Here is a 26814-nt window from a genome sequence, read left to right on the forward strand (position 1 = left end):
AAAGTGGCGACGCGCATACAAAAGGGACAGGTCCATTATGGCAGCTCGCGACAAGACGGCGAAGCGCCTCGTCCAAAACCTGCCAAAATAAACCTGTCCCTTTTTGGTCGGTTATGGCTTGGGGCCGTTAGGCCTCTTTGTTGGCGTAGATAAACCAGTAGCCCAGTGCCACGATCAGGGCGCCGCCCACGATATTGCCCAGCGTGGCAACGGAAAGGTTGAGCGCCAGCCCGGCGGCGTTGAGGGCATCGGCGCCGGCGATATCGGCTCCATAGCCGCAGGAGTGCATCAAAATGCCCATGGGCAAAAAGTACATGTTGGCAACGCAGTGCTCAAAACCGCAGGCCACAAAGGCGGCAATGGGCAGCAAAATGCCCACGACCTTATCGACCACGGTCTTGCCGGCAGTGCCGATCCATACGGCCAGGCAGACAAAGATGTTGCACAGAATGCCGCGGAAGAAGATGGTAACGGCGTCGATCGTAACCTTACCGGCGGCGACGCTCACCATGGCGTTGGCGACGGCCTCGCCGTTGAGCTTGTAAATAGCTGCCATGTAAATCAAAAAGACAACGAACAGGGCGCCGGCAAAATTGCCGATCCACACAATAGCCCAAGCCTTGAGCATCTGGACGAGCGTGATCTTGTTGCTCTTAAGCGCGCAGACCATAAGCGAGTTGCCGGTAAACAGCTCCGCGCCGCAAATAAGCACGAGCACCAGCCCCAGGCAAAAAGCAAGGCCACCCACAAAGCGCTGAGCGCCCCAGCCAAGGGACGCATCGCTCAGAAAGACCGTGAAGAACAGGCCGCCAAAGGCGATGAACGCGCCGGCGAACATGGCGAGCAAAAAGGCCTTCGAGACCGGCAGGTTGGCCTTGGTAACGCCTGCGGCCTCGGTCTTCGCCTCGATCGCGGCGGGCGCCAGGCAATCGGAGGTGGGGTATTCTGCCTTGCTCTGCGCCATGGCAATCACTACTTTCTTACGATTTGGGACAAACGCTCCTGGTTCATTTGCCCCGCGAGGTCGGACGGTATAAAAATAAACGCGAGCCAAATTAGCATATTGGCCTGCGATTATATAGCTTGGAGCGGGCGACGGGAAGTCCAAGGATTTGCTTCGCAAATCCTTGTTTCGCTGCGGGCCTTCGGCCCTTGCGTGCTGCGCTGGAAAATGCTCACGCATTTTCTCAGCTCCGCACCCTGGCGGGCTCGATTCCCGTCGCCCGGCGCGTAAACGAAAACAGCTCTGATCCCCAAAGGAAACCAAAGCCGTTAAAACAATTCTTATGGAGCGGGCGACGGGAATCGAACCCGCGTCATCAGCTTGGAAGGCTGGGGTTCTACCATTGAACTACGCCCGCAAGATATGGTCGGGACGACAGGATTTGAACCTGCGACATCCTGCTCCCAAAGCAGGCGCGCTACCAAACTGCGCCACGTCCCGAAGGTGTTGAGCAGCTAAGGCATAAACCTTGCGTGTCCCAAAGCGTAGGAAATTATAGGGGAGACTCCCCGCCTGTGCAAGCGGCGATATTCTAGCTCCTCGAATGTGCGACAAACCGGCTGTGGAGCAGGCCTATCACAAACGCCACCACGGCGACCGGCGCCCACGCGGCTCCAATGTCCGCCAACGGCAGCGCATCGAACGGTAGCCACGCGCCAGCAAAGAACGCGTCGCGGACCGAGGTGATCACGCTCTGCACCGCGACGACGCCGCCGACCCAGACCCATACCTGCGGATGCGCGTCGCAAAAACCGTGCACCAGGCCCATAAGCACCAGCACAATGGCAACGGGATACAAGGCATTGAGCATGGGCACCGAGAACATAAGAATCACGTCGAGGCCCACGTTGGAGAGCACGCACGAAAACGCTGCGAACACAAAGGCGAGAACCGCAAAGGGGCGGCGCATGGCCTCCTCAGAGGCCTCCGCTCCCCCTTCGACCACATACGTCTCGCAAAAGTAACGCGAGCAGCAGCTGATGAGGCCGATGCACACGTTCATGCAGGCGAGGAAGAAGATGGCGAAGACCACGACCGTGCCGGCAAGACCAAAATGCATGGAGGCCGAACGGGCGAGGATGGCGGCGCCGTTGGTAGCGTCGGGCATCACGGTGCCGAGCTGCATACCGGCAAGGCCCAAGCCGCAGTAGATGATGGCCATGAGTACGCCGGCGATCACACCGGAACGCGAAATCTCGAAGGCCACGCGCTTGTCATCGGTAACACCCAACTCGTGGATGGTCTCGGCGATGATGATGCCAAAGGCGAGCGACGCGAGCAGGTCCATGGTCTGATAGCCAGTCAGAAAGCCCTGCACGGCAGCGCCTGCATCGTAGGGGGCCTGCGGCGCGGCAGCGGGACCCAGCGGCGAGATCACGGCAGCACCAACGACCAGCACGATGAGCGCAATGAGCGCGGGGCCCGTAATGCGGCCGAGCACGCGTGTGATGACGCCCGGGCGCAGCGTGAGCGCAAACGCGACGACAAAGAAGCCGACGGCAAACACCAGGCGCGCCGTGCCGAGCGAGACGCCCTCGGGCAGCAGCGGCACCAGCATCTCGAAGGCCGTGGAGCTCGTGCGCGGAATGGCAAGGCACGGGCCGATAGCCAGATACACCGCCGCGACAAAGAACTCGCCGAACTTGGGATGCACGCGGCCGGCAAGCTCGCGCGCCGTTCCGGCAAGTGCCACGGCGATAAAGCCCATGACGGGCAGGCCGATGGCGGCAATGAGAAAGCCGAGCATGGCGATCGGCGTGGCAGAACCCGCCTGCAGCGCCAGCAGCGGCGGAATAATAAGGTTACCGGCGCCAAAGAGCATCGAGAACAACGCAATGCCGACGGTAACGACATGGTCGGAGCGCAAACCACGCGGGGCGGATGAGGCCATAGGCACACCTTTCGGGTCGAAACAAAAACGGGACGGGCAAAAACACCCGTCCCGCAAGTATATACGCTTTAGCAGGCTAAATCGCGCAAAGCGTCAATCGCGATGTCGACTTCCTTATCCGTGTTGAAATACCCAAACGAGAAGCGGACGACACCCTGGCGCTCGGTCCCCAACGCACGGTGCATGAGCGGAGCGCAATGGGCACCGGGGCGCGTCGCAATCCCCCACCCTTGCATGAGCGCGTCCGAGATCTCGGCAGAGTCGATATCACCCACGTTGAGCGACACGATCGCAGAGTGCGCCGGCTGGTCAAAGGCACCGTAGAGCTTAATCCCCGGAATCTCGCACACACCGGCAAGGAAGCGATCGGCGAGCGCACGCTCGTGGGCAGCAATCGCCTCGACCCCACCCTGGGCCTCGATAAAGTCGAGGCCGGCAGAAAGGCCCGCGATGCCGTGGCCGTTGAGCGTGCCCGCCTCAAGGCGCGTGGGCCACTCAAGCGGCTGCAGCGCATCGAAACTGTGCATGCCCGTGCCGCCCATGGCCCACGGCGCCACGTCAATGCCCTCCGCCACGGCCAGCCCGCCGGTGCCTTGGGGTCCCATGAGCCCCTTGTGGCCGGTAAAGCACACGACGTCGAACCCCATGGCTTGCATATCGATATGCGCCGTACCGGCAGACTGAGAGGCATCGACGATCACCAACGCGCCGACCGCATGGGCGATGGCAGACACACGCGAAACGTCGACCGCGTTGCCGGTCACATTGGAAGCGTGCGTCACCACCACGGCACGCGTACCGGGCGTGACCAACCGCTCGAGCTCGTCGTAGTCGAGCGCGCCGTTCGCGTCGCAGCCCGCATGCTCAACCGTCACACCCTGCTCCGTCGCCAAGCGATTGAGCGGACGCAGCACCGAGTTGTGCTCAAGCACCGTCGTGACCACGCGGTCACCGGGACGCACCACGCCATTGATGGCGGTGTTGAGCGCAGCCGTGGAGTTGGGCGTAAAGCACACATGGTCCGCCCTCGGGCAGCCCAAAAGGCGCGCGAGCTTGGTACGGCAAGCGTGAATCGTACGAGCGGCATCGAGGGCACCCGACGTGGCACCGCGCCCGGCATTGCCGAGCGAGCACATCGCCTGCGTCACGGCATCGATGACCGTCTGAGGCTTGTGCATGGTCGTCGCCGCGTTATCCAGGTAGATCATCGCACGACCTCCCACATATCAATCACGGTATAGCCCTCGGTAGGAACGCCCGCCGCGGCGAGTTCGCCGCGCAGCAGCTCCTCATCGGCAGGCAACGCCTTCCACGCCAGACCACAGCCGGCAGCGACCTCCCCGGGCACGGGAATCGTTCGCCCGGGAAGGCCGCGCTCGATGCACAGGGACTCGCAGCCCATGGCGGCCGCCGTGGTGGGAAACGTGATGACAAGCGCCGGGCGCTTCTCCCTCATGGCAACTCCAACCAATACGCTACGGGCGCACAACGCGCACGGCCTGCTCCATCTTCTCCACGATCACGTACATGTTGGTGACCTCGCCCACCGCAAGCTGGTCTTTAATGCCATAGTGGTCCAGGCAGGTGCCGCAGGTAAGGATCTCGACGCCCTGCTCGGCCAGCCCCTTAAGGTCGTCGAGCACCGGAGAGCCCTCGACGGTGAGTTTGGCGCCGCCGTTATAGAACAGCATGGTCGCGGGCAGCTCCTCCTGCTGCGTCACGGCAAAGATAAACGCCTTCATGAGCTTGTGGCCCAGCTCGTCGTCGCCGCGGCCCATGCAGTCGGTGTAGACGGAAATGACGAGCTTGCCCTTGCCGGCGCTGGCGTCACAGAAGGCAGCGCCATCCTGCTCGGGATCAGCCACGGCAACGGCACCGGCGGTCGTGACGGTCACGTGCCACTCGGCGTCCGAGATCTTCTCAACCGAGGCCGTGCAGCCCTTCTCCTGCGCCATCTTGGAGATGTTCTTGACGGCGGTCTCGTTGTCGACCGAGGTCACCACGGCGCCCTCGCCATCGAGCTGCTTCAGGGCCTTGAGCGTCTTGACGACGGGCAGCGGGCAGGCATCGCCCATGGCATTGACTTCAATCTTGGTAGACATAGCTTTTCCTTTCGAATAAATCGTTTTAGAACGGTACATAGCTCAATAAACGTATCGTTAACGGACAACGCGAACAGCAGGACCGCCCGGCACCGGCTCGCACACGCGGCCGATTGTGGCGGCAACGCGCCCCTCGGCATGTAAACGACGCGCAAGCTCATCCACATCCGCCGCGGGCACCGCTATGAGCAAACCACCAGACGTCTGCGGATCGTAAAGCGCATCCAACATGCCCGGCTCCAGGTCCTCGTCGGCGGTCACGCGCGGGCCAAAGAAATCCTGGTTGCGGTAGGAGCCCGCGGGGATAATGCCCAGACGCGCCATGTCGAGCACCTGGTCAAAGAGCGGCACCGCCCCCGACGCAAGCTCAATCTGCACGCCCGAGCCCTCGGCCATCTCGCACGCATGCCCGATCAAGCCAAAGCCCGTGACGTCGGTACAGCCGTGAAGCTCGAGCCCCTCGGCCAGACGAATCGGCGCCTCGTTGAGGGTGCGCATCGAGTCAAACATGGCTGCGGCCTCGTCCTGCTCGATGAGCTTGCCCTTAATGGCCGTGGTGATGATGCCCGAGCCGATCGCCTTGGTCAGCAGCAGGACATCGCCCACGCGCGCACCGCTGTTGGCGAGCATGCGGTCGAGCGCGACAAAGCCGCTCACGGACAGACCGTACTTGGGCTCGTCGTCGTTGATGGTGTGGCCGCCCGCGATGGCGCAGCCAGCCTCGACGCACTTGTCGGCGCCGCCCGCCAGAATCTGGCCGGCGACCTCGATGCCCAGGCAGCTCGGGATGCACAGCAAGTTCATGGCATGGCTCGGCCGCCCGCCCATGGCGTAGATGTCCGACAGCGAGTTGGCCGCGGCGATCTGGCCAAACAGGAACGGGTCGTCGACCATCGGCGGGAAGAAGTCGATGGACTGCACGAGGCCAAGGTTCTCCCCTACGCGGAAGACGCTTGCATCGTCGGAGGTATCGAACCCCACGAGCAAGTTGTCGTTATGCACATTGGGTAAATCGCCCAGGACCTGGGCGAGGGCTCCGGGGGCCAACTTAGCGGCTCAACCGCTCGCGGCAGTCATAGACGTGAGCTTAATCTGATCGTCAGCCATCGATACCTCCTCTCATCGGTCAATCATTTTCTCCCAGTATACGCATGAATGCGAGCCTGGGGCGGATGCATTAATTGAGCGCCTGCGCGCGAATCGCCGCGCCGATGGCACCGGCAAAGCGAGCCTGGGGCGATGTGGTCACCGGCGACCCCAGTAGCTCGCCCAACCGCTCCACCACGAAGGCGTTCTCGCACAGGCCACCGGTCAGGTAGTACGGGGCGCCCGCGGCCTGCCCGGCCATGGTCGCCACGCGCGAGACCACGCTGTCGATCACGCCACGTGCGATGTTCTCGCGCGGCTCACCGCGACCGATCAGGCTGATAACCTCGCTTTCGGCAAATACCGTGCACATGCTGCTGATCTTGGTAGGCTCGCCGGAACGCGCCAGGTCGGCCATCTGCTGCTGGGAAATGCCTAGGCGGTCGGCCATGATCTCCAAAAAGCGCCCCGTGCCGGCAGCGCACTTGTCGTTCATGGCAAACTTGGCCACGCGGCCGCCTTTAAGCTGGATGACCTTGGTGTCCTGGCCCCCCACGTCAATCACCGTGCCGTGATCGCCAAACAGACGCACGGCACCGGTGCCGTGGCAGGTAATCTCGGTCACGACCTTGTGCGCATAGGGCACGGCAACACGGCCGTAGCCAGTCGCGACCACGCGAGCATCGTCGGCGCACACGTCATAGCCGGCCGCTGCCAGTGCCTCGCGCAGCCGCTCGGAAGCATCGACCGAGGAGAACCCGGTGGGCTGCACGCACGTCCACGCCGCCGAACCCTCCCCATCGACCACGGCAGCCTTAGCCGCCGTAGACCCGATATCGATCCCGATCCCTATCATGGCTCTCTCCTAATCAGCAAGAAAATCAAACGATCAGACACTGCTGCAACAACGGCCCTCTGGCGTCTGAGGTGCCCGAGATTCCGAGCGACAAGCCCGACGAAGCGTACTCAAGGTACGCGAGGAGGGTTGGAGCCGGAAGGTCGGGTGCCTCAGACGTCAGAGGGTTTCGATAAAGGCGGCGATGCGCGTCTCTATCTGGCCCATGTCGCCGTTGCTGTAGTCGGTCTCGATCTTCATATACGGAATACCCGCACCCTCGACGGCCTCCTGCATGCGTGCACTCTCCACGTTAAAGGTGTGGCACGCCTGGAGCACGCTCTCCACTACGCCATCGACGTGATACTTCTTGCACATGGCCAGCGTGTTCTCCATACGACCGTCGTTGGGCGTCATAACCGAGCAGTTGATATCCAGGTAGCGGTCGGCGATCGCACGCAGGATGTCGGGCGCATCCGGGTCGACCATCATGGCCGCCGTGCGCTCACCCGAGCAGTCATCCATACACACGACCACGCCGCCGTTGGACTCGATGGTGCGACCGATCTTGTTGATCACGCCGCCCACGGGGCAGCCGGTGATCAGGATGCGCTTGGCATCCGCCGCAACCGGGCGCTCGCCCGCGTCGTAGGCCTCGCGCAGCTTGGCAACCTTTTGCTCCAGTTGCTGCGTATAGGCCTCGATATCAAAGCTGAACGTACCGGCGAACATGGTGCTCATCAGGTCGACGCCGCTCATGGCCGCCGGCTGGTTGGCCTGCAGCGCAAACATCTCGAGCTGAGCCGCACGCAAACGGTTGCGACGACGGACGGCAGCGCGCAGGTCATCGTCGGTAATCGTGATGCCGTAGAAGCCCTCGAGTTCCTCCTTGAGCAGGCGGCACTCCTCGTACCAGCCCTCGCGCTCGTAGGCGCGGTCGCGACCCTGCGGAAGATGCAGAATGTGCGTGCGCTTAAGCTCGTTTAAGAGCTCGTACATCTTCTTCTTGCCGTCGCAGGTGGTCTCACCGATGATCATGTCGCTAAAGTACGTAAACGGGCACTTTTGCGAGTAGGCAAAGCCGTACGTCGATTTGATGAGCGGACACAGATTTGCCGGCAGCACTTTCTCGGCCTCGGGGATCACCTCATCGGACGTACCGCACAGAGCGACACTTGCGGCCCCCGCGGCATCGATAATCTCGAGCGGCGTATAGCTGCACAAAAAGCCGACCAGGCGATTGCCCGCCTGCTTATAATCCTTAACGCGAATAAACGCGGCCTTGCGCTGCTCGTTGAACTCCTCAAACGTGCTGGGCAACGGCTGCTCAATATTTTCCGACATATAACTCCTAAACCTTTTAACCAACCAAGGAAGCGGCTTTCCCAGGTGCCCGAGGTTGCCGTGAAAGAGGCGCGCCGCGTACTTTCGCACGCAAGCGACGGTTTGAACGGCAAGATCGGGTGCCTGGGAAAGCCGCCGGGACGGATAGCCCTAAATGGTTTCCAAGAAGGCCTCGATCCTGGTTTGCAGTTGGCCTGCATCCTCACCGGCGTAGTCGGTCGTGATGTGCATAAACGGAATGCCGGCTTCCTCGGCGGCCTTCTCCACGGCAAACGACTCCATCTCATAGAGCGTGCAGAACTGCAGGGCCACGTCGACGATGCCGTCGGCATGCAGGTCCTTGGCCATCTGGACAATGTCCTTCATACGCTGGTCGTTGGGCGTAAAGACGGCGCAGTTGATCTTAAAGTAGCGCTCGGCGATGGCATCGAGCATCTCGTCCACCGTCTCACCGGACTCGTCGACCAGGTCCTTGTAGTAGCGCGAGCCCGTGCAGGACTCCTCGCCTACCACAACGCCGCCGGCTTTCTCGATAAGGTTGAACAGCTTCCAGTTGGGCACGGCCATGGGCGTGCCGGTGTACAGAATGCGCTTGGTCCCCTTGGGCGCCACGCCCTCGCCGGCCTCGACACGCTGCTCGCACTCAGCCGCCATATCGTTAATGGCTCCGGTCAGACGTGGCGTGTCGTCCATAAAGGCGGCCTGAACGGTCAGCAGGCTGTCAAGACCGCTGATGGGCGCAGGGTCGGCAGCGCGCGTGGCAGCGAGGCGCTGCAGGGCGCGACGCTTCTCATTGACGGCGTGGATGGCGGCCTTCAGACGCTCAGGCGTAATCGTGACGCCGCACTCTTCCTCGATCTTGGCGGCGAGCTTCTTGACCTCGGCCTTCCAGGTCACGAGCGTTGACTCGTCGTGTACGTTGGGAATATCCATGACGTACATGTTCTTTTGCGTGGCAAAAAACTCATAGGCTTTCTTCTTGCCATCGCAGGTGTTCTCGCCTACCACCAAGTCACTCGACTCAATGTAGGGGCAGACCTCGCCCAGCTTAAAGCCGGCAAAGCTCTTGATAAGCGGGCAGGTGTTGCGCGGCAGATGCTCCTCGACCTTATCGGTTGCCCAATCGGCACCCGAGCACAGGCCCACGGGAATACCGTCGCAGGCGAGCACAATCTCCTCGGGCACGTACACGCAGAACGAACCGACGATTTTGGTGGCCTCGCCAGCCTCCTTCTTGTCGAACATCTCCTTAATACGGCCGCTGTGGATGTTGGTGGCCACAAAGTCCAGGTAGGACGTGGACTTGGGGCGATTGTTCTGCGTCAAGAACATATCGCCGTACATCTGGCCCACGGCGCCTAGCAGCATGTCGTGGTCGGCAAGATTCATGCCGAGGCTCTCCCACATCGGGTGGAAATCAAATTCTTCAGCCATAACGGTTCCCCTCTCGAACCAAAAACGGATAACAGCGGTATCGATGCACGACGGACGGCGATTGCCCGACCGTGCTCAAACCCGGAATTTTAGGGAACCTGCTTTGCGGTCGATTATTTAGTTGTGCGTCGTCTCTCCCGGAGCCGTGAACATACCTGCTCATATGCGACTCCGAGCCATATACAGGGCGCGCGCGGCAACGCGGCGAATGTATGTCGTCTGCGGCATGTGCGCACCCTCCTTTACAAGTTGAGGTCAACTATATCAACGGTCATCTACCATGCGAACACCGTTGACATTCGTACGACAGCGTCGTGTTCCGTCATTCAATAAATTATTATCTTGATTGATAAGAGTTTGTCATCCCTCATTCGGTGAACGGCAAAAACAAAGCCGCCGAGGCTTATATCCCCCGACGGCATTACCCGGCGCTATCGACAAACCAAATGAATCCTGCTCGCATCAAAATGCATGCGCAAGGTCTCCCCCGCCTGTGGCAACTCCTCTACAGGTACGCCCACCTTGTTGACCTTCCACTGCAGGCGAGTCGGCGCATCGGTACGTGGCACATCCAACAGCACCAAGCGCTCAAAACGCGAATCGCTCACACGGGCCACGTGCAAATCGTAGCTGTTGCGGCCCCGTTCGGCACGGTTGTCAACATGGAAGTAACTTGCACGAATCCCCAGGTACGCCACATCATCGGGGACCTCGCGGCCCACGTTAAAGGTCATGCCCCAATCGAGGGCCTCAACTTCTTCGTAGCCGATCTTGCGCGCACGGCTCGTGTTCTTGCAGCCCGTCAGGCGCAGCGCCGCCAGTGTCTGCGGGCGGCGAACTACGTCCTCGACAGAACCAATCTCCTCAATGTGCCCGCTATGCATCACGCAGATGCGTTGGCACAGGCGGCACGCTTCGTCGATGTCGTGGCTCACGTAGAGCACGGTGCGGTTGCACACGTCGAACAGGTCGAGCATGTTCTGCTCGAGCGCGCTCTTAAGGTAAGCATCGAGCGCGCTCATGGGCTCGTCGAACATAAAGATGCCCGGGTGCGCCGCCACCATGCGCGCGAGCGCCACGCGCTGCTGCTGGCCGCCCGAGAGGCGCGCGGGATAGCGATCGGCAAAATCGGCCAGACCGAAAATGCTCAGATAGCGCTCGGCGAGCGTTTTGCGCGCGGCGGCGTCACCCGCGTCCTTTACACCGGCGCATACGTTATCGGCCACCGTCATGTTGGGAAACAGCTGATAGTTTTGGAACAGCAGGGCACACTTGCGCTCCTGGGGCGACAGGTTGATACCCGCCGCCGAGTCAAAGAAGGTCACGCCGTTGACGACGATCTCGCCCTCGTCGGGCGTCTCCACGCCGGCAATGCAACGCAAGGTGCAGCTCTTGCCACAACCCGAGGCGCCCAGCAGCGCCACGCGCTCTTCGCCGGCCTCAAGCTGCATGTCGAGCATAAACCCGGGATAGCGTTTTTTGATATCCAAAACGAGCGACATAGCTTATCGACCTCCCTGCGGTGCTGCGTCATCGCGCATGAGCTCGGCCAGCGCCTCGCGATCGATACGCAGCGCATCGCCGCCCACTGGGTCGAGCGAATCGATCTGGCTACCCAGCTGCTTGGCCTGCTTGCGCTCCGCGTGGGACAGGCCGCGCTCGCGGTACTTTTGCGAATGCGCCGTGTACATATTGATGAACAAAATGACCAGGAAACTAAACACGATCACGACGACGACCCAAAAGAGGGCCACCGAGGTGTTGCCGCCCATCCACTCAAAGTAGATGGCGATAGGGATGGTCTGGGTAATGCCGGCGTAGTTGCCCGCAAAGAACAGGGTGCAGCCAAACTCGCCCATGGCACGCGCGAAGGCAAGCACCGCGCCGGCGGCAATCGAGGGCCAGCCGAGCGGCATCATGAGCTTGGTAAAGATGCGACACTCGGACCATCCCAAGGTTCGCGCGGCGTCGAGCATCTGCGTGTCGAGACTCTCGAAGGCTCCGAGTGCCGTACGATAGACGAGCGGAAACGACACAACGACGGCCGAAATAACCGCCGCGGGCCAGGTAAAGACGATCGAGATGCCGCGCGCGATCAGCCACTGGCCCACCCCGGTCGAGCGGCCAAACAGCATGAGGAGCAGAAAGCCGCAGACCGTGGGCGGCAGCACCATAGGAATCGTAAAGACCGAATCGAGCAGGCCCTTGATGCGACTCGAGGTACCCATAGTCTTCCACGCGGCAAACAAGCCCAGCGCAAAGGAGATCAGCAGGGCAAGGCCGCTCGTTTTGATAGACACCCAAAACGGGCGGTAGTCGATGCCGCCTAAAAAGGAGGCCAGAGAGGTCAAGGGCCCCTGCTCATCCCGCAACACGACAGACGATGCCTCTACCATTTGAGCGCTATCAAGCCAACGCGCGCCGCCCTTGGCATCACCCGAGGCCGATGCAACCACCACATAGCGGTCCCCATCCGCACCGCGCTCGTCAAAGCCATAGGTATAACCGCCGGCATCAAACATTGTTTCCGCCGTAACATACCAAGGAAGATCAACGTCCCCTAGCTGCGCACCTCCCATGGAGTTTGCGCTGTCGAGCTCGCAGACGAGGGCCTTGAGACCCGATACGCACTCGTTGTCCTGCGGATCCAATCCAAACTTCTCGACCGCCTTGGGCGATATCCACACCACAACGCGATCGGCAGCAGGCGCCACTACAAGGTCCACGTCCTCGTCAACGGGAAACCGGAAGCCCTCAGGCTGGCCCTCCATGGCACGAGCGGTCCCCTTGGCCAACCGCTCAAAACCCTCGATCCCATAGGAAAGCCCATGAGCGGTCGCAGCAACCTGGGCCCCGTCCTCAGCGTCCCCAGCAAACGCAAATCCCGGCACCCAGCAAAGCGCGAAGGTCAAAGCACAGGCGACAAGCATGCGGAATCTATTAAGCACGAAAAGCTCCAAGCGAATACAAGGACGGAGTGAAACACAAAACGATGGAATTATCGCGCCAAGCCGCACTACGCGGAAAGCTCAAAGCCGTACTTAGCCCAAATCTTCTGAGCCTTCTTGTTGGACAGGCAAAAGTCGATGAACGCCTTAGCCTCGTCGGCATGTTCGGAGCTCTCGGCAACGGCGCCCGGATACACGATGGGCTTGTGCGAGTCCTCGGGACACACGAACGCCTCCTCGATGCCGTCGTAGCGGAAGATATCGGAGCTGTAGACAAAACCGGCCACGCAGTCGCCTGTGGACACATAGGCGGCAGCGGTACCAACTTTGTCGGCCAGTGCGACCTTGTCGGCGATCTCGGGAGCATACTCGCCGTCGTCGCCTTCGGTGCCGGTGTAGAGGCCCACGGAAGCCAACGCCTGGTTGGCGTACTTGCCGGCGGGGACGGTCTTGGCGTCGCCGATGGCGATCTTGCCGTCCAGATTCGCGACGTCGGCGATGGCCTCGACCTTGGTGTCGGAGCCCTCGGCACGAATGATCACGAGGTCGTTGACGAACATATCCTCACGCGTGTCGGCATCGACGAGCTCGACGGTCTCAGCGTCATCCATGGTGCCCTTGGAAGCGGTGATGAGCACGTCGACCGTGGCACCGGCACGCATCTGCTCAACGAGGTCGCCGGATGCCTTAAACTGCGTGTCGGCAAAGGTGGTACCGGTCTGCTCGGTGTAGAGCTTCTGAACCTCGGGCAAAGCCTTCTCGAGCGAGTTGGCAGCAAAGACCTGCAGCTCGACGGTTTCCTTCTTGGAAGAGGCCTTGGCGGAGCCGGCATCGGAGCCGGTCGCCTCAGGCTCCTTGTTGCCGGAGCAGCCGGCAAGCCCAAGGCCGGCAGCGGCGACAGTAGAGAGCGAGACGAATCCGCGGCGAGAAACCATATCGAACATGTTCAACCCTTTCGGACCTTGTGCCCGGGTACCCCACCGCGGGCTTTATTCTGTAATTAAATTATACTTCGGTGCGAATAATGATTATGAGAAATTATTCTCTTCTGAGAATATAGCTTCAGGCATGCCTACAGAATGCCGTCCCCTTGGGCGCAAATAAAAAGCGGAGCAGCCGTTCAGGTCGCTCCGCCGCAGGTAAATCGCTTAGTTGGTATGTCCGCCGCCCGCTGTCATCTGAGCCGCATGCTCCAGCTGGTCCGCTATGGCCTCCCAGCTTTCGCGAGCGGCCTTCGTAGAACCGGGAAAGTTTACGACAAGTGTATGACCTCGTTGCATGCAAATAGCGCGCGAGAGCATGGCGCGGCGCGTCTTGGTCATCGAGTACGCACGGATCGCCTCGGCAATACCCGGCACCTCGCGATCGCAGACGGCACGCGTCGCCTCGGGCGTCACATCGCGCATCGAAAGCCCCGTGCCGCCGCAGGTGAGCACGACATTGGCGTGGCACTCATCGGCGGCTTCCACAATAGCATCACCAATCTCGCTGACGTCATCGCGCGCGACCACATGCGAGGCGACCGTCCATCCCTGCGCCTCGATAAGCTCCTCGAGTGCGGCACCGGCCTCGTCCTGGGCAAGGCCCCGCGTATCCGAACACGTCACGATCGATATCTTCAGCTCCATAGCATTCCTCCTACAACACGGCGCCCTCAGGCAGGTCGACACGCACGACATCCACGACGTCGCCCGCCTTGAGCTCGCACGGACCTTCGTCAATACGCAACAGGCAGTTGGCCCGCTGCATCGTGCCGAGCAACGCCGAATTCTGCGTCTTGGCCTCGGTCACCAACAGCTCACCGGTCTCGGAGTCGCGCAAAACCGTGGCGCGATCGAAGAAGCGGCGATGCTGTCGCTTTTTCACGCCGTGCGTGAGCGTCGCCTGCTGCACGGGACGCGCCCCCTCGGCAAAACCGCGCATCTTGCGAATCGCCGGGCGCGCGAGCATCTCAAAGCCCACATACGCCGCCGCGGGATTGCCCGAAAGCCCCAGATACGGCTTGCCGCCGAGCAAGCCAAACGTGATGGCCTTGCCCGGACGCATCGAGATGCGGTCAAACAGCACCTCGCCCTCGCGCCGGACGAGCGCCGTCACGAAATCGTAATCGCCCGCCGAGGCGCCACCGCTCGTAATGACAAAATCGCACTCCTGCACGGCACGATGCACCAGCTCGGCAATCGCCTGCTCATCATCGGGCGCAATGCCGTAGAACACGGGCTCGGCTCCTGCATCGAGCGCCTCGGCCATCAACGCCGACGAGTTGGAATCGCGAATCTGACCGCGCGCCGGTACCTTACTCGGTGTGACCAGTTCCGTCCCCAGCGAGATAATGCCCACGCGCGGAGCGGCATGCACCTTCACGCTCGCATACCCGGCGCTCGCCAGCAAGCCGGCGCCCGCCGGTGCCACAACCTCGCCGACACGCATCACGATATCGCCGGCATGCGCCTCCTCGGCGGCAGAGCGAACGTTCTCCCCCACCTTGGCAGGCGCCGAGAACCTCACACGCGAGCCCTCGTTGCCGTCGCCATCGAGCACATCGACGATCTCGTACTTCACCACGGCATCGGCACCTTCGGGTACCGGCGCGCCCGTCATGATGCGGACCGTCTCACCCGCGCCGATTGCGCCCTCAAACACACGGCCCGCGGCCTCGTGTCCGATAACGTCGAGCGTCACCGGCGCCTCGCCAGATGCCCGCGCCAAGTCCGACGAGCGCACGGCATATCCGTCCATAGCGCTGTTGGCAAACGGCGAGATGTCGATATCGGCCACCGCATCCTCGGCCAAGGGAAGACCGACGGCCTGCCACACGGGAATCTCGACGACTTCGGTGCGATTCACGTGCGACAAGACGATCGCCTGTGCGTCCTCCAACGGAATGAGTTTCTCAGCCATATGCACCTCTAGCATGCTGCGGCGCGCAACAAAAGCGCCGATTCTTTATGTTTATCTCAGTATAATCCCTCGCCGCCTGCTCAAGACCTGGCCCGCGGCCGCGAATACATCTGTCGGCCGCAAGCCGCGAAACAATACCAAAACCAACCTGCCGGTTTGTCACGTATGGCACGTTCTATAATGCTCGTGTTGCAACCTAAAAGAGGAACGTATGGCTTTTACCGACAAACCCGAAAGCGCAAACGAGGCGCAGGATCATTCCCAGTCGCTCGACGACGGCGGCTTTTTCTCCCTTAATGACGTCATCATGGCAGGCAGGCAACAGCTCACCCGCTCCGAGCATCTCTTGGCTGCCGACACGCGCCGCAACGCCCGCAACCTACTCGCGAGCGCCAAGTTGCTCGCGCTCGTCGTCATCGTCTCGCTCGCCATGGGCGTTGCCGCTTGGGCGTTTTTGGCCTCGCTGAATATCGCGACCGACTATCGCGAGCACCACGCGTGGGTCTACGCATTGCTTCCCGTTGTGGGCATTGCCACCGCATGGGTGTACAAAAACCACGGCCTTGCTGCCAAACGAGGCAACAACCTGGTCATCGACTCCGCTCTGGGCACACGCCTCATCCATATGCGCATGGCCGTCCTCACCTTCGTCTGCTCCACGCTCACGCACCTAACGGGTGGATCGGCCGGTCGCGAGGGAGCCGCGGTGCAGATTGGCGGCACCATCGCCAGCAACATCTCGAGCCTCGCCCACCTCAAAAAGCATGACCACCACGACCTCATGCTCGCCGGCATCTCGTCGGCCTTTGGCGCCGTATTCGGTTCGCCCCTTGCTGGAGCTTTCTTTGGCATGGAGATGTGCTTTATCGGCAAGATCGACTACACCGCGGGCATCTACTGCCTGGTCGCCTCGTTTACCGGCTACTTTACGTCACTCGCCCTGGGCACCCAGTACGAGAGCAACGTCATCGCCAGCGTTCCCGACATGACGCCCAGAACGGTTGCCATCGTCGTTATCGGAGCCATTGTCTTTGGCCTGACGGCGCGCCTCTTTGCCTGGTCGGTCCGCACGGTCAAGAACCTGTATGCGCGTTTTATCACCAACTATCTCGTCCGTGCGCTCGTCGGCGCACTCGTGGTGCTTGCGGCCTATGCGTTGCTTGACGCCTGGGAGTATGCCGGCCTTTCCACGTGGCTTTCGGGCGCCGGGTTTGCCGGCACCACCACCCTCGCCGACGCCGCCATCAAGCTCGTCGTAACGGCGCTCACCCTGGGTGCCGGTTTCCAAGGCGGCGAGGTCACGCCCCTGTTTGGCATCGGTGCGGCGCTCGGCGGATGGATTGGCTGCCTCGCTGGACTCGATCCGAGCTTTATGGCGGCCCTCGGCATGCTCGGCGTCTTCTGTGCCGGCCTCAACGTGCCCATCACCACCTGCATGATGGCTATCGACTTGTTCCATGGAACAGCCGCGGGCTTCTTTGTCATCGTCTCGTTTATTAGCTATCTCGTCGGCGGCCACCGTGGCGTGTACCCCGCGCAGCGCATCGTGTCGCCCAAGCGCCGCTCGCTTATCGTGGACGAGGGCGGAACGGTGGCAGAGGCTATCGAGCGCCACAATGACCTGATAGAGTAGACGTAAGTAATCGCCGTGCAGCCACAATCGGGGGCAATTCGACCCGAGCGCGACCGCACCGTCATGCCACACGCCGGGAGTCGCCCCATGCACGCAACTGACTTTGGTCGCACGATCATCATCGCCAATCCTGTCGCCCAGTCGGGCGCCGCGCGCGAGGTTGCCGAGCGCCTGCAACGCTTTTTGGACATGACGGCGCGCACGTCCCAGTTTGACCTAGTGCTGACCGAGTGCATGGGGCACGCCAAGGAGCTTGCCGCACAGGCTCAGGGATACCGCACCGTTATCGCCCTTGGCGGCGACGGCGTGATCCACGAGGTCGTCAATGGGCTCATGGCGCAGGAAGAGGCCATCCGTCCCGCCCTTGCCGTCCTGCCCGTGGGCTCCGGCAACGATTTTGCCCAGACGCTCGGAATCGACGATTTCTCCGGTAAGGATTTTGGCGCGCTGCTCACCTGCGAGCTGCAGCACCAGGATATCGGGCGCATTCGCTCATGGAACCCCGCAAGCGGAAGCGGCGAGGCTTCGGTTGAGTACTACGACCAGACGCTCTCGGTCGGCATCGATGCCGCCATCGGCCTGGGCACCACCGAGCTGCGCAAAAAGACCGGCTTGACGGGCGCGCCGCTCTACACCCTTTCGGGACTTGAGCAGTTTGGCCTGCGCTACCGCAACTACCCCATGACAGTCAGCTTTGACGGCGCGCCCGCCGAGCGCGTGAGGGCGATCATCATGGCGATTCAGCTTGGTCCTACCTATGGCTCGGGCTATCGCATCTGCCCCGATGCCGACCCCTGCGACGGCATGCTCGACGTCTGCTACGCCTGCGGCCCCGTCCCTCGCGCGGTAGCCCTGCCTATGTTCCTTTCGGCCAAGGACGGCCACCATACCAAGTTGCCACCGGTTCGCATGCGCCGCTGCCGCCATGCCGAGCTAACTTTTGAGGAGCCCGACTACCCCATCCAGGCCGACGGCGAGCCCGTTGACGCCTCGCGCATCGAGGTCGACGTCCTCGGCAGCGCCATCCAAGTTTGGCACCCTACCCGCTAGCAAGGCCAGTGGAACAAACGACTACTCGTCGCTGCCCGGCTTGCGTCGGTTGGCCTTTTTAATGGCATTGAAGTGCTTGTCATTGAGCCTGCGCTGACGAGAGCGCTGGGGCACCTTGGTCTTTACACGTCGACGCGGTGGACGTCCGCGTCGCTCGAGCTCGGCGTGCAGCTTGCGCAGGCAGCTCGCGCGATTTTGGAACTGGCTGCGGCTCTCGCGCGCCGTCACGGTAATCCCTGTGGGCACGTGCTTCATGCGCACCGCCGAGTCCGTCGTGTTCACGCCTTGTCCGCCCGGACCCGTCGCGCGAAACACCTGTACCTCGCAATCGCGCGCCAACTCTTCGGCCGCCATCGCGGCATAGCGCGCATACTCGCACCATCCCATCTTGTTCTCATCCATATCAATACCTCCCCTCATACAAAAAAATGTGACAAAGGGACAGTCCCTTTGTCACATCGCATACCAATCGCTTGTGTTGCGCGCTTAGGCGAAGGTGATCTCGCCGGTCTCGCAGTCCATATCGGCGATACGGGCCAGGCTCTCAACGCGGAAGCCACGCTCGCGGAGCTTATCGCCACCGCCCTGGAAGCCCTTCTCCACCGCAATGCCAATGCCGGATACCTCGGCACCCGCAGCCTCGCAGATCTTGATAAGACCCTCGAGCGCGCAGCCGTTGGCCAAGAAGTCGTCGATGATCAGGACCTTGTCGCCCTCGGACAGGAAGCGCTTGCCCACGATGACCGGATACTCCTTCTGCTTGGTAAAGGAGTAGATGGTCGTAGCATACTGCTCGCCGTCGAGGTTGATGGACTGTGCCTTCTTGGCAAAGACAACCGGCACGCCACCAAAATGCTGGGCTGCGATGCAAGCCATACCAATGCCCGAAGCCTCGATCGTCAGAATCTTGTTGATCTCGACATCCTTGAACAGACGGGCCCACTCAGCGCCCATGTGGTCGAACAGCTCAACGTCGCACTGGTGGTTGAGGAAGGCATCAACCTTAAGGACGTTACCGGCCTTTACGATGCCGTCATGGCGAATACGATCCTCAAGCTCCTGCATGGCGCAACCCCTTCTCGCGGCAACGATGCCGCGCGATTAATAAACGTTGTTCGATAGTCTACCACGGACCGACCCCCGCCCGCCCCACAAGCCGCATCGCACCACAAACCGGTCTTTTTGGGACGGCGCGAATCGTGGCAGACAGTCTCTCAACACACTAATGGCGGGCGCGCATCCTCACCAAACGCACCATGGCGAGCGCAAAACCCACAGCGGCCACAGCCATGAGCACATAGAACACCGAGCGAAAGCCGAACAGGAACACATCCGGACGGCCTGCAACGAAACTGGTCACGGACTCGCCCATCGCCACGCTCATCTGCCCATACAGGATATGCGATGCCGCTGTAATGCCCACTGCCATACCCGCATAGCGCGCCAGGCTACCCAGGCTGCCCGCAAAGCCGAGCGCTTCGCGCGGAGCCGAGCCCATATACAGCGAGTTATTGGGGCTCTGGAAAATCGACGTACCGCACGACATAAACGCGACGCAACACACGATCACAGGGATGGAAGAGTGCTCGTCGAGCGTGCTTACCGCAAAAAGACCGCATACGTACACGCCTAGGCCGACCGCCGTGGGGCCCTCGCAGCCAACACGGTCCGAAACCGTTCCCGAAAGCGGGCCGATAAAGGCATTCACCATTGGCAGCGCCAAAAACAGCAGGCCCGAAACGTCAGACCCAAACCCATGCGCATCCTGAAAATAGAACGGCAGAATAAACTCGGATGCGCCAATACCAACGAACACGATGAGCATGCAGGCAAGGTTGATGGTGAAAGCCGAATTTGCAAAGCAGCGGCGAGCAGCCTCGATCAGGGACATGGGGCACTCGCCGGCCTCCGGCTTAACATGCGGTAGCGTATAGAGCCCCACGATAAACGAGATGACTCCAATGGGCAGGTTGATGAGGAAGATGCTCTCCCAGGGAAAGCTTGCCACCAGCACGCCGCCGAGTACGGGGCCACACATCATGCCGAGGGCCACGAAGGTCGCGAGAATACCCATGGCACGGCCTCGTTCGCGCGCCGGAAACGACTCGGTGATGATACCCATGTTGTTGGCCATGGCCGCTGCGCAGCCGACGCCCTGCACAATGCGTGCCAGAATAAGAACTTCGAGCGAACTCGAAAGGCCGCAAAGCAGCGAGCCGGCCGTAAAAACGATTACGCCCAGCTGGAATACGCCCACCTTGCCGCGCACGTCGCCCAAGCGGCCAAACGGCAGCATAGCCACGCATGTCGCAAGCAGGTACACCGAGCTCACCAGCTGGATGCGGTCGAGGCCCACGCCCAGCTCCTTTTGCATCACGGGCAACGCCACGGTCACGACGGTCGAATCCAGACACGACATAAACGTCATGATGAGCACGGTAAACAGAATCGCCCATTTGTTCTTGCCATGGGTGTCGCCCTCAAGGGCAATGTGCTCGCGGCGCAGCTGCTCTGCGGTTTTCTCCATATCCATCCTTTCGAGTGGCGCAACGCAAAAACGGGGCCCCAATCGCCTACAAACAGTCGCGATTGGGGTCCCGCCTACGGAATCGGAACGAAAGATCGCCGAAGCTTTCTGCCAGCATCGGCGCCTTATGCGAACGCTAGCCTAGCACTGCTCGAGTGCCTGCTCAAGGTCGGCAATCAGATCGGCCGTATCCTCGAGGCCGCACGACAGGCGCACCATATCGGCGGAGATGCCGCAGGCGATGAGCTCCTCATCGTTCATCTGGCGGTGTGTGGCATTAGCGGGATGCAGGCAGCAGGTGCGGGCGTCAGCCACATGCGTGGCGATCTGGGCAAGTTTAAGGCTCTTCATAAAGGTCTCGGCCGCCGCGCGACCACCGTTAAAGCCAAAGCTCACAACGCCGCAGGTACCGTTGGGCATGTACTTCTGAGCCATGTCATAGTACTTATCGCCCTCCAGGCCCGGATAGCTCACGAAGCGTACCTTGGGATGGCTCTGCAGGAACTTGGCAACGGCCAGGCCGTTCTCACAATGACGCGGCATGCGTACATGCAGGCTCTCGAGCGAGCTGTTCAGGAAGAAGGCCGCCTGCGGGTTCTGCATGGGACCGAGGTCGCGCATGAGCTGCGCGGTGGCCTTGGTAATGAAGGCACCTTCGCGACCGAACTTCTCGGCATACGTCACGCCGTGGTAGCTCTCGTCGGGCGTGGTGAGACCCGGGAACTTATCCGCATGGGCCATCCAGTCAAACTGGCCGTGGTCAACGATCACGCCGCCCAGGTAGGCAGCATGTCCATCCATGTACTTGGTGGTGGAGTGCGCAACGATGTCGGCGCCCCACTCAAAGGGACGGCACATCACGGGTGTCGGGAAGGTGTTGTCGACCATCAGCGGCACGCCGTGGTCATGCGCGGCCTTGGCAAAGCGCTCAATATCGAGCACGGCAAGGGCGGGGTTGGCGATCGTCTCGCCAAAGACGAGCTTGGTGTTGGGCCGGAAGGCTGCCTCAAGCTCCTCGTCGGTGCAGTCGGGGGCGACGAACGTACAGGTCACGCCCATACGGCCCATGGTGTGGGCGAGCAGGTTATACGTACCGCCGTAAATGGCAGAGCTCGCGACCACATGATCACCGGCACCGGCCACGTTAAAGATCGCGAGGAAGTTCGCGGCCATGCCCGAACTCGTGAGCATCGCAGCGGTGCCGCCCTCCATCTCGCAGATCTTGGCGGCAACCAGATCGCACGTGGGGTTCTGCAAACGGCTGTAGAAGTAGCCCGACTCCTCTAGGTCAAACAGCTTGCCCATGTGCTCGGACGTGTCGTACTTCCACGTGGTGGACTGGTAGATGGGCACCTGGCGCGGCTCCGCATCGCCCGGATGATAGCCGCCCTGAACGCACGTGGTACCGATAGTCTGCTCGCACATATCCAACTCCCTTACTTGGGTTTTGTTTTATTCGGTTCACAATACCGCTACCCCGCACCCCTCTCAACCCATCCCGCCGATAGGTTATGGGACAAATTAATTGGGACAAATTAATCAGGTTTATTTGTCCCAAATCTTAAGAAAGTGTTCGATGGCGAAAAACAATGAGATATGCACTGCGGTCTCGATAAGCGAATGCGCCAGCAAGGGTACCATAGGCGGGTACACCGCAATCAAGGAGACACCGATGAAGCAGATTGATACCACTCAGCTCAACACTGCCACCTGCCAGGCTCAGGCTGCCGAATACCACGCCCGCGGCTTTAACTGCGCGCAGGCCGTCGCCTGCACGCTCGCGCCCGCCGTCGGGCTCGACCCCCAGGTCGCCTTTACCCTCACCGAGGGCTTTGGCGCCGGCATGGGCGGCATGACCGAAACTTGCGGTGCCATCTCGGGCGCCGTGGCCATCATGAGCTTTGTAATGAGCGATGGCATGGAAAACCCCAAGACCAAGGGCCAGACCTACAAACTGTCGCGCGAGATTGCCAAGCGCTTTGGCGAGAAGAACACGACGACCGTCTGCGGCACGCTCAAGGGCATCGGATCGGACAAGGGTCCGCTCCGCAGCTGTCCCGGTTGCATCGACGATGCCGTCGAAATCGCCTGTGATGTACTAAAGCAGCTCGCCGAGTAAACGGCAGCGACATAAAACGACGGTCGGTGTGCTTGGGATCCGTCCAAAAGCACGCCGACCGTCGCCGTTAGAACTCGGCAAATTCGGGAGTGCTGACCTCAATCTCCTCGCGCCCCGCCATAAGCTCGCGCATCTTAGCGCAAAACGACCCCTGCTCCCCCGCCTTAAACACCAAATGAAGTGTCACGGCATCCGCGTACTCGGTATCCGAAACCTTGGCACCGGAATCCTGGGCCAAGCGAAGCACCTGCTCATACTGCGGATAGGCCACATGCACGTCAACAGGCACGACACTCGTCATCTCGACGATCTGCCCGGCCTCCTGAGCCGCGGCCACCGCCGCTTGCGTCGCCGCAGTATAGGCGCGAACCAGGCCGCCCGGCCCCAACAGCGTGCCGCCAAAATAGCGCGTCACTACGCAGCAAACATTTTTGAGCTCCGCACCGCGCAACACCTCGAGCGTCGGCATACCGCTCGTGCGGCTCGGCTCACCATCATCGCTCTGGCGCTCGCGTCCATCGACCAAAATCCACGCGGAAACATTGTGTCGAGCGTCGTAATGACGCTTGCGAACCATCTCGATAAAGGCATTCGCCTCGTCCTCGGACTCAATATGGACCAGCTGGGCAATAAACCTGCTCTTGCGGTCCACAAACTCGCCCGAAGCCTCAATATTCGATTGCAGAGTAAAAAAGCTGTCCAACAAAGCCCCTCAACAACAAGCAAAGCAACAAACAGCCTCAATAATACGATAACCCTAGTAAAAAGAATGACAACGCCGATGATTCCGTCAACGAAAGCGAGAACCCGTCAGCGCGAGCAAGGTGCCTTGAAAGCCGAGGGCATTGACCTTATGGTCATGCCCGAAGGCTTGAAAGGCAGATTGCCGCGCTGACGGGTTCGCAGCGTCAACAAAAAAGCTGAGTGGGCCGATAAGCCGGGTTCTGTCGTGAACGGTCATTTATCTTGTCTGCACGTTACCGTGCAGCTCCACGCACGCTACCCGAACGCGGACCGGGCCGGCCCATAGCGTTCCTATTCGCGCTTGCTCCGGATGGGGCTTGCCAAGCCGCCGTGTTGCCACGACGCTGGTGGTCTCTTACACCACCGTTTCAGCTTTTCCCTTTACGCCTTGCGGCGCAGGTGGGAGTCTTCTTTTCTGCGGCGCTTTCCGTCGGATCACTCCGCCCGGCCGTTAGCCGGCATCCCGCCCTCTGGAGCCCGGACTTTCCTCACGCGTGCTGCAAGCAGCACATCGCGCGACCGTCTGGCCCACTCAGCAGTGCAAGAGTGTAGCACACCGTCAGCATAGGCAGCGGCACAACACAAGCGCTCGACACGATAAACCAAGAACCATGTCATGCAGTACAATAGGAACGCCGATGGGCAACGTTGTCAGTCGAGACGCGACCGCGCTCCGCACCCCTCCGTCTACTCGGTGCGTTCCCGCCTCCTCCCCGAGGCGGGATGTCGGCGTTTTTTCATGCACCGACAACTCAATAGCAAGCGAACAGCCCAAGCAGCGTTACGCGCAGGCACTACCGAACATCTCGGCAGTAAATGCAAAAAGGGACCCGTCCATTACGGACGGATCCCTTAAAACAAGTGATCGTCAAACCGATTTACTCGGCGTCGGTCTCCTCGTCCTTCTTCTCGGAAGGCAGCGGGGTAACCTCGATCTCGACGCCCAGAGTCTCAGCAGCGGACTTCATGGACAGGGAGATACGACGACGGTCGAGGTCGATCTCCATGACCTTGACCTGAACCTTGTCGCCCACGTGGGTGACCTGAGAAGGCTGATCGACGTGCTTGTTGGCCATCTCGGAGATGTGCACCAGGCCCTCGATGCCCTCGCCCAGGTCGACGAAAGCGCCGAACGGGACAAGCTTGGTCACCGTGCCCTCGACGATAGCGCCGACGGGGTACTTCTTGACCAGTGCGCGCCACGGATCCTCGGTGGTCTGCTTGAGACCCAGGGAGATGCGCTCGCGGTTGAGATCGACGTCGAGAACCTCGACCTCGACCTCCTGGCCGACCTTGACAACCTCGGAAGGATGGTTGACGTGGTTCCAGGAGAGCTCGGAGATGTGGATGAGGCCGTCGATACCGCCGAGGTCGACGAAGGCGCCGAAGTCGACGATGGAGGAAACAGTGCCCTGGAGACGCATGCCAGACTTGAGCTTGGACAGGATCTCGGAGCGCTCGGCCTTACGGGACTCCTCGAGCACGACGCGACGGGAGAGGACGACGTTGTTGCGGTTGCGGTCCATCTCGATGACGCGGGCCTCGATGCGGGTGCCCATGTAAGAGGTGAGGTCCTTGACGCGACGGAGGTCGACGAGGGAAGCGGGCAGGAAGCCGCGCAGGCCGATGTCGAGGATCAGGCCGCCCTTGACAACCTCGATAACCTCGCCCTCGACGTTCTCGCCGGAGTTGAACTTCTCCTCGATGCGGTTCCAAGCACGCTCGTACTCGGCACGCTTCTTGGACAGGACCAGACGACCGTCCTTGTCCTCCTTCTGGAGAACCAGGGCCTCGATGGGATCACCGAGTGCAACGATGTCTGCAGGGTTAGCGTCCTTGCGGATGGACAGCTCGCGGACCGGGATAACGCCCTCGGACTTGAATCCGATGTCAACGAGCACCTCGTCATGCTCGATCTTAACGACAGTGCCGTTAACGAGATCGCCCTCATCAAAGTCGGTAATCGTACCGTCGATGAGGTTGTTCATCTCCTCCTCGTTGACATCGTCAAGAGAGAAAATGGACGAGTTCTGAATCTCACTCAAAGGTGGACCCCTTTCGAACTACGGGGCCCCGATTGCTAGGACCTACAGAAGGGTGCGACAAGCACACAACGTTTAGGAACACTCGGGAGCCGACAGATACTGATGTGACGCTTATGCAATCACGTCCGTATAGATTACGGGGAAATCGCTTCGATTTCAAGCGTGAACTGCGATTTTTTACTCGTATGGAGACTTTTTCGCAATCTTGTGAACGACTGTCTCCACAAGTTGACGATGAGCAGCTAGGCACACTGCTTTGGGGTAAAGTATCCCAGACATACGATTCTGGAACGATTTTTCGAGAAAGGTGCCCGCGTGCTCAAAGCAGTCGTTTTCGATATGGACGAGACGCTTCTTAGCATCAACCTCAATGCGTTCATCCTTCGTTATTTTAAGGATGTCTCGTCGATGCTCGCGGATATCGGACGTCGCAGCCGCGGGGGCACGATGACGCGCCTCGGCACCATCCTGGTCGACCTCAACGCCAATCGCCGCAGCAGCACGGACAATCGCACCAATCTTGAGTTTTACCAGACCGAGGTCGAGCGCCGGTGCGGCATTTGCCTCTCGGACCCACTTATCTACGAGGCGTTTACCTACTACGATCACGAAGTTCTGCCGTACAAGAACGATGACATGATCAACGCAAAAGCCATGCCGGGCGCACATGCCGCGCTCCAGGCCGTACAGGATGCAGGACTGCGCTGCGCGCTCTTCACCAACCCCAGCTTTCCGCAGGGGGCCATCGAATGCCGCATGGGCTGGGGCGAGCTGACAGACGCGCCCTTCGAACTCGTAACGCACATGGGCAACGCCACGCGCTGCAAGCCCGATGCCACATATTATCTAGAGCAGCTGCAGGTCATGGGGCTCGAGCCACATGAGGTCCTCATGGTGGGCAACGACCCCAAGCGCGATTTCCCCAGCCCCGACTGCGGCATTCAAACCGCCTATGTGGGCCAAGGAAAGCCCGGCCGCGCCACCTGGCGTGGAACCATGGAAGACTTCGCCCGCGACTTTAACGCCGTAGCAGAAGCCTTCTACGAGCACCAAATAGCCGACGAACTAAGCTAGTCCCCAAATCAGGAATGAGACAAAAGGTCAGGTACGTTTGCCGCATGCTTCCTTACGTAGGCAGCGACTTGAGGACAA

General features: G+C 60.8%; 23 protein-coding genes, 2 tRNA genes, 1 other RNA gene and 1 pseudogene. 4 read left to right on the top strand and 23 right to left on the bottom strand.

The features are described 5' to 3' along the window. Nucleotides 1-127: 127 nt before the first annotated feature. The 16 genes from DW645_RS05725 to glp all read right to left on the bottom strand — a co-directional run bounded on the left by DW645_RS05725 (nt 128) and on the right by glp (nt 15544). Nucleotides 128-964: a formate/nitrite transporter family protein gene (locus DW645_RS05725; protein WP_117635770.1), complete on the bottom strand. Its 837-nt coding sequence runs from the start codon at nt 962-964 to the stop codon at nt 128-130. A gap of 323 nt (nt 965-1287) precedes the next feature. After that, nucleotides 1288-1361 (bottom strand) — tRNA-Gly (locus DW645_RS05730). 6 nt (nt 1362-1367) lie between these two features. After that, nucleotides 1368-1444, bottom strand: a tRNA-Pro gene (locus DW645_RS05735). Nucleotides 1445-1535: 91 nt separating this feature from the next. After that, nucleotides 1536-2894 carry a branched-chain amino acid transport system II carrier protein gene (gene brnQ, locus DW645_RS05740; protein ID WP_117635746.1) on the bottom strand — a complete coding sequence of 453 codons (1359 nt, stop codon included), beginning with the start codon at nt 2892-2894 and terminating at the stop codon, nt 1536-1538. A 68-nt stretch (nt 2895-2962) separates the two neighbouring features. Beyond that, nucleotides 2963-4102 (bottom strand): aminotransferase class V-fold PLP-dependent enzyme, encoded by a 1140-nt coding sequence (locus tag DW645_RS05745; protein ID WP_117635745.1) that lies wholly within the window; start codon nt 4100-4102, stop codon nt 2963-2965. Beyond that, nucleotides 4099-4350 (bottom strand): DUF3343 domain-containing protein, encoded by a 252-nt coding sequence (locus DW645_RS05750; RefSeq protein ID WP_022095212.1) that lies wholly within the window; start codon nt 4348-4350, stop codon nt 4099-4101. Before DW645_RS05750 ends, DW645_RS05745 begins: the two co-directional genes overlap by 4 nt. 19 nt (nt 4351-4369) lie before the next feature. Further along, the gene (gene yedF, locus DW645_RS05755) at nt 4370-4996 is read right to left on the bottom strand and encodes a sulfurtransferase-like selenium metabolism protein YedF (protein ID WP_118226779.1); all 627 of its coding nucleotides are present in this window, start codon (nt 4994-4996) and stop codon (nt 4370-4372) included. Nucleotides 4997-5053: 57 nt separating this feature from the next. After that, nucleotides 5054-6103, bottom strand: coding sequence for a selenide, water dikinase SelD (selD, locus tag DW645_RS05760; RefSeq protein ID WP_118226781.1), 1050 nt, complete (start codon nt 6101-6103; stop codon nt 5054-5056). Nucleotides 6104-6173: 70 nt separating this feature from the next. Next, entirely contained in the window at nt 6174-6938 is a 765-nt protein-coding gene (locus DW645_RS05765) for an acyl-CoA dehydratase activase (protein ID WP_118226783.1), read from the bottom strand. Between the two features lie 159 nt (nt 6939-7097). Continuing rightward, entirely contained in the window at nt 7098-8261 is a 1164-nt protein-coding gene (locus DW645_RS05770) for a double-cubane-cluster-containing anaerobic reductase (protein ID WP_118226784.1), read from the bottom strand. Nucleotides 8262-8411: 150 nt separating this feature from the next. After that, the gene (locus DW645_RS05775) at nt 8412-9695 is read right to left on the bottom strand and encodes a double-cubane-cluster-containing anaerobic reductase (RefSeq protein WP_118226786.1); all 1284 of its coding nucleotides are present in this window, start codon (nt 9693-9695) and stop codon (nt 8412-8414) included. A 431-nt stretch (nt 9696-10126) separates the two neighbouring features. Next, nucleotides 10127-11197 carry a sulfate/molybdate ABC transporter ATP-binding protein gene (locus DW645_RS05780; protein WP_118226788.1) on the bottom strand — a complete coding sequence of 357 codons (1071 nt, stop codon included), beginning with the start codon at nt 11195-11197 and terminating at the stop codon, nt 10127-10129. Nucleotides 11198-11200: 3 nt separating this feature from the next. After that, nucleotides 11201-12643, bottom strand: coding sequence for a molybdate ABC transporter permease subunit (gene modB, locus DW645_RS05785; RefSeq protein ID WP_233540722.1), 1443 nt, complete (start codon nt 12641-12643; stop codon nt 11201-11203). Between the two features lie 68 nt (nt 12644-12711). Beyond that, on the bottom strand, nt 12712-13587 hold the full coding sequence (gene modA / locus DW645_RS05790) for a molybdate ABC transporter substrate-binding protein (RefSeq protein ID WP_117769986.1): 876 nt from the start codon (nt 13585-13587) through the stop codon (nt 12712-12714). Nucleotides 13588-13791: 204 nt separating this feature from the next. Beyond that, a complete protein-coding gene (locus tag DW645_RS05795; RefSeq protein WP_117769987.1) occupies nt 13792-14271 on the bottom strand; it encodes a molybdenum cofactor biosynthesis protein B in 480 nt (159 codons plus the stop codon). A gap of 10 nt (nt 14272-14281) precedes the next feature. After that, entirely contained in the window at nt 14282-15544 is a 1263-nt protein-coding gene (gene glp / locus DW645_RS05800) for a gephyrin-like molybdotransferase Glp (RefSeq protein ID WP_117770008.1), read from the bottom strand. 211 nt (nt 15545-15755) lie between these two features. On the opposite strand from glp, the gene DW645_RS05805 reads away from it, so the two are divergent. Next, nucleotides 15756-17177, top strand: coding sequence for a chloride channel protein (locus DW645_RS05805; protein WP_199576439.1), 1422 nt, complete (start codon nt 15756-15758; stop codon nt 17175-17177). Between the two features lie 87 nt (nt 17178-17264). Beyond that, a complete protein-coding gene (locus DW645_RS05810) occupies nt 17265-18227 on the top strand; it encodes a diacylglycerol kinase family protein (protein WP_118226792.1) in 963 nt (320 codons plus the stop codon). A 21-nt stretch (nt 18228-18248) separates the two neighbouring features. Here DW645_RS05810 and DW645_RS05815 read toward each other — a convergent pair. The 4 genes and pseudogenes from DW645_RS05815 to DW645_RS05830 all read right to left on the bottom strand — a co-directional run. Next, nucleotides 18249-18560 (bottom strand): annotated as a pseudogene (locus DW645_RS05815) (peptide chain release factor-like protein); the annotation flags it as partial. A gap of 153 nt (nt 18561-18713) precedes the next feature. Further along, on the bottom strand, nt 18714-19292 hold the full coding sequence (locus DW645_RS05820) for a xanthine phosphoribosyltransferase (protein ID WP_117629416.1): 579 nt from the start codon (nt 19290-19292) through the stop codon (nt 18714-18716). 157 nt (nt 19293-19449) lie between these two features. Then, nucleotides 19450-20754, bottom strand: a complete 1305-nt coding sequence (locus DW645_RS05825) for an MFS transporter (protein ID WP_118226794.1) — start codon at nt 20752-20754, stop codon at nt 19450-19452. A 141-nt stretch (nt 20755-20895) separates the two neighbouring features. Then, entirely contained in the window at nt 20896-22179 is a 1284-nt protein-coding gene (locus tag DW645_RS05830; RefSeq protein ID WP_118226796.1) for an O-acetylhomoserine aminocarboxypropyltransferase/cysteine synthase family protein, read from the bottom strand. 247 nt (nt 22180-22426) lie between these two features. Here DW645_RS05830 and DW645_RS05835 point away from each other — a divergent pair, with 247 nt between their 5' ends. Further along, nucleotides 22427-22873: a C-GCAxxG-C-C family protein gene (locus DW645_RS05835; protein ID WP_118226798.1), complete on the top strand. Its 447-nt coding sequence runs from the start codon at nt 22427-22429 to the stop codon at nt 22871-22873. Between the two features lie 67 nt (nt 22874-22940). On the opposite strand, the gene DW645_RS05840 is transcribed toward DW645_RS05835, so the two are convergent. From DW645_RS05840 to rpsA, 3 genes are all read right to left on the bottom strand, one after another. Beyond that, the gene (locus tag DW645_RS05840) at nt 22941-23579 is read right to left on the bottom strand and encodes a YigZ family protein (RefSeq protein WP_199576441.1); all 639 of its coding nucleotides are present in this window, start codon (nt 23577-23579) and stop codon (nt 22941-22943) included. A gap of 211 nt (nt 23580-23790) precedes the next feature. Further along, nucleotides 23791-24152: RNase P RNA component class A (gene rnpB / locus DW645_RS05845), an RNA gene on the bottom strand. A 343-nt stretch (nt 24153-24495) separates the two neighbouring features. Then, nucleotides 24496-25662: a 30S ribosomal protein S1 gene (gene rpsA, locus DW645_RS05850; RefSeq protein WP_022095232.1), complete on the bottom strand. Its 1167-nt coding sequence runs from the start codon at nt 25660-25662 to the stop codon at nt 24496-24498. Nucleotides 25663-25977: 315 nt separating this feature from the next. Here rpsA and DW645_RS05855 point away from each other — a divergent pair, with 315 nt between their 5' ends. Beyond that, nucleotides 25978-26736: an HAD family hydrolase gene (locus DW645_RS05855; protein ID WP_118226802.1), complete on the top strand. Its 759-nt coding sequence runs from the start codon at nt 25978-25980 to the stop codon at nt 26734-26736. Nucleotides 26737-26814 lie beyond the last annotated feature (78 nt).

Source organism: Collinsella sp. AM23-17 (assembly GCF_003470945.1).
GTDB lineage: Bacteria > Actinomycetota > Coriobacteriia > Coriobacteriales > Coriobacteriaceae > Collinsella > Collinsella aerofaciens_O.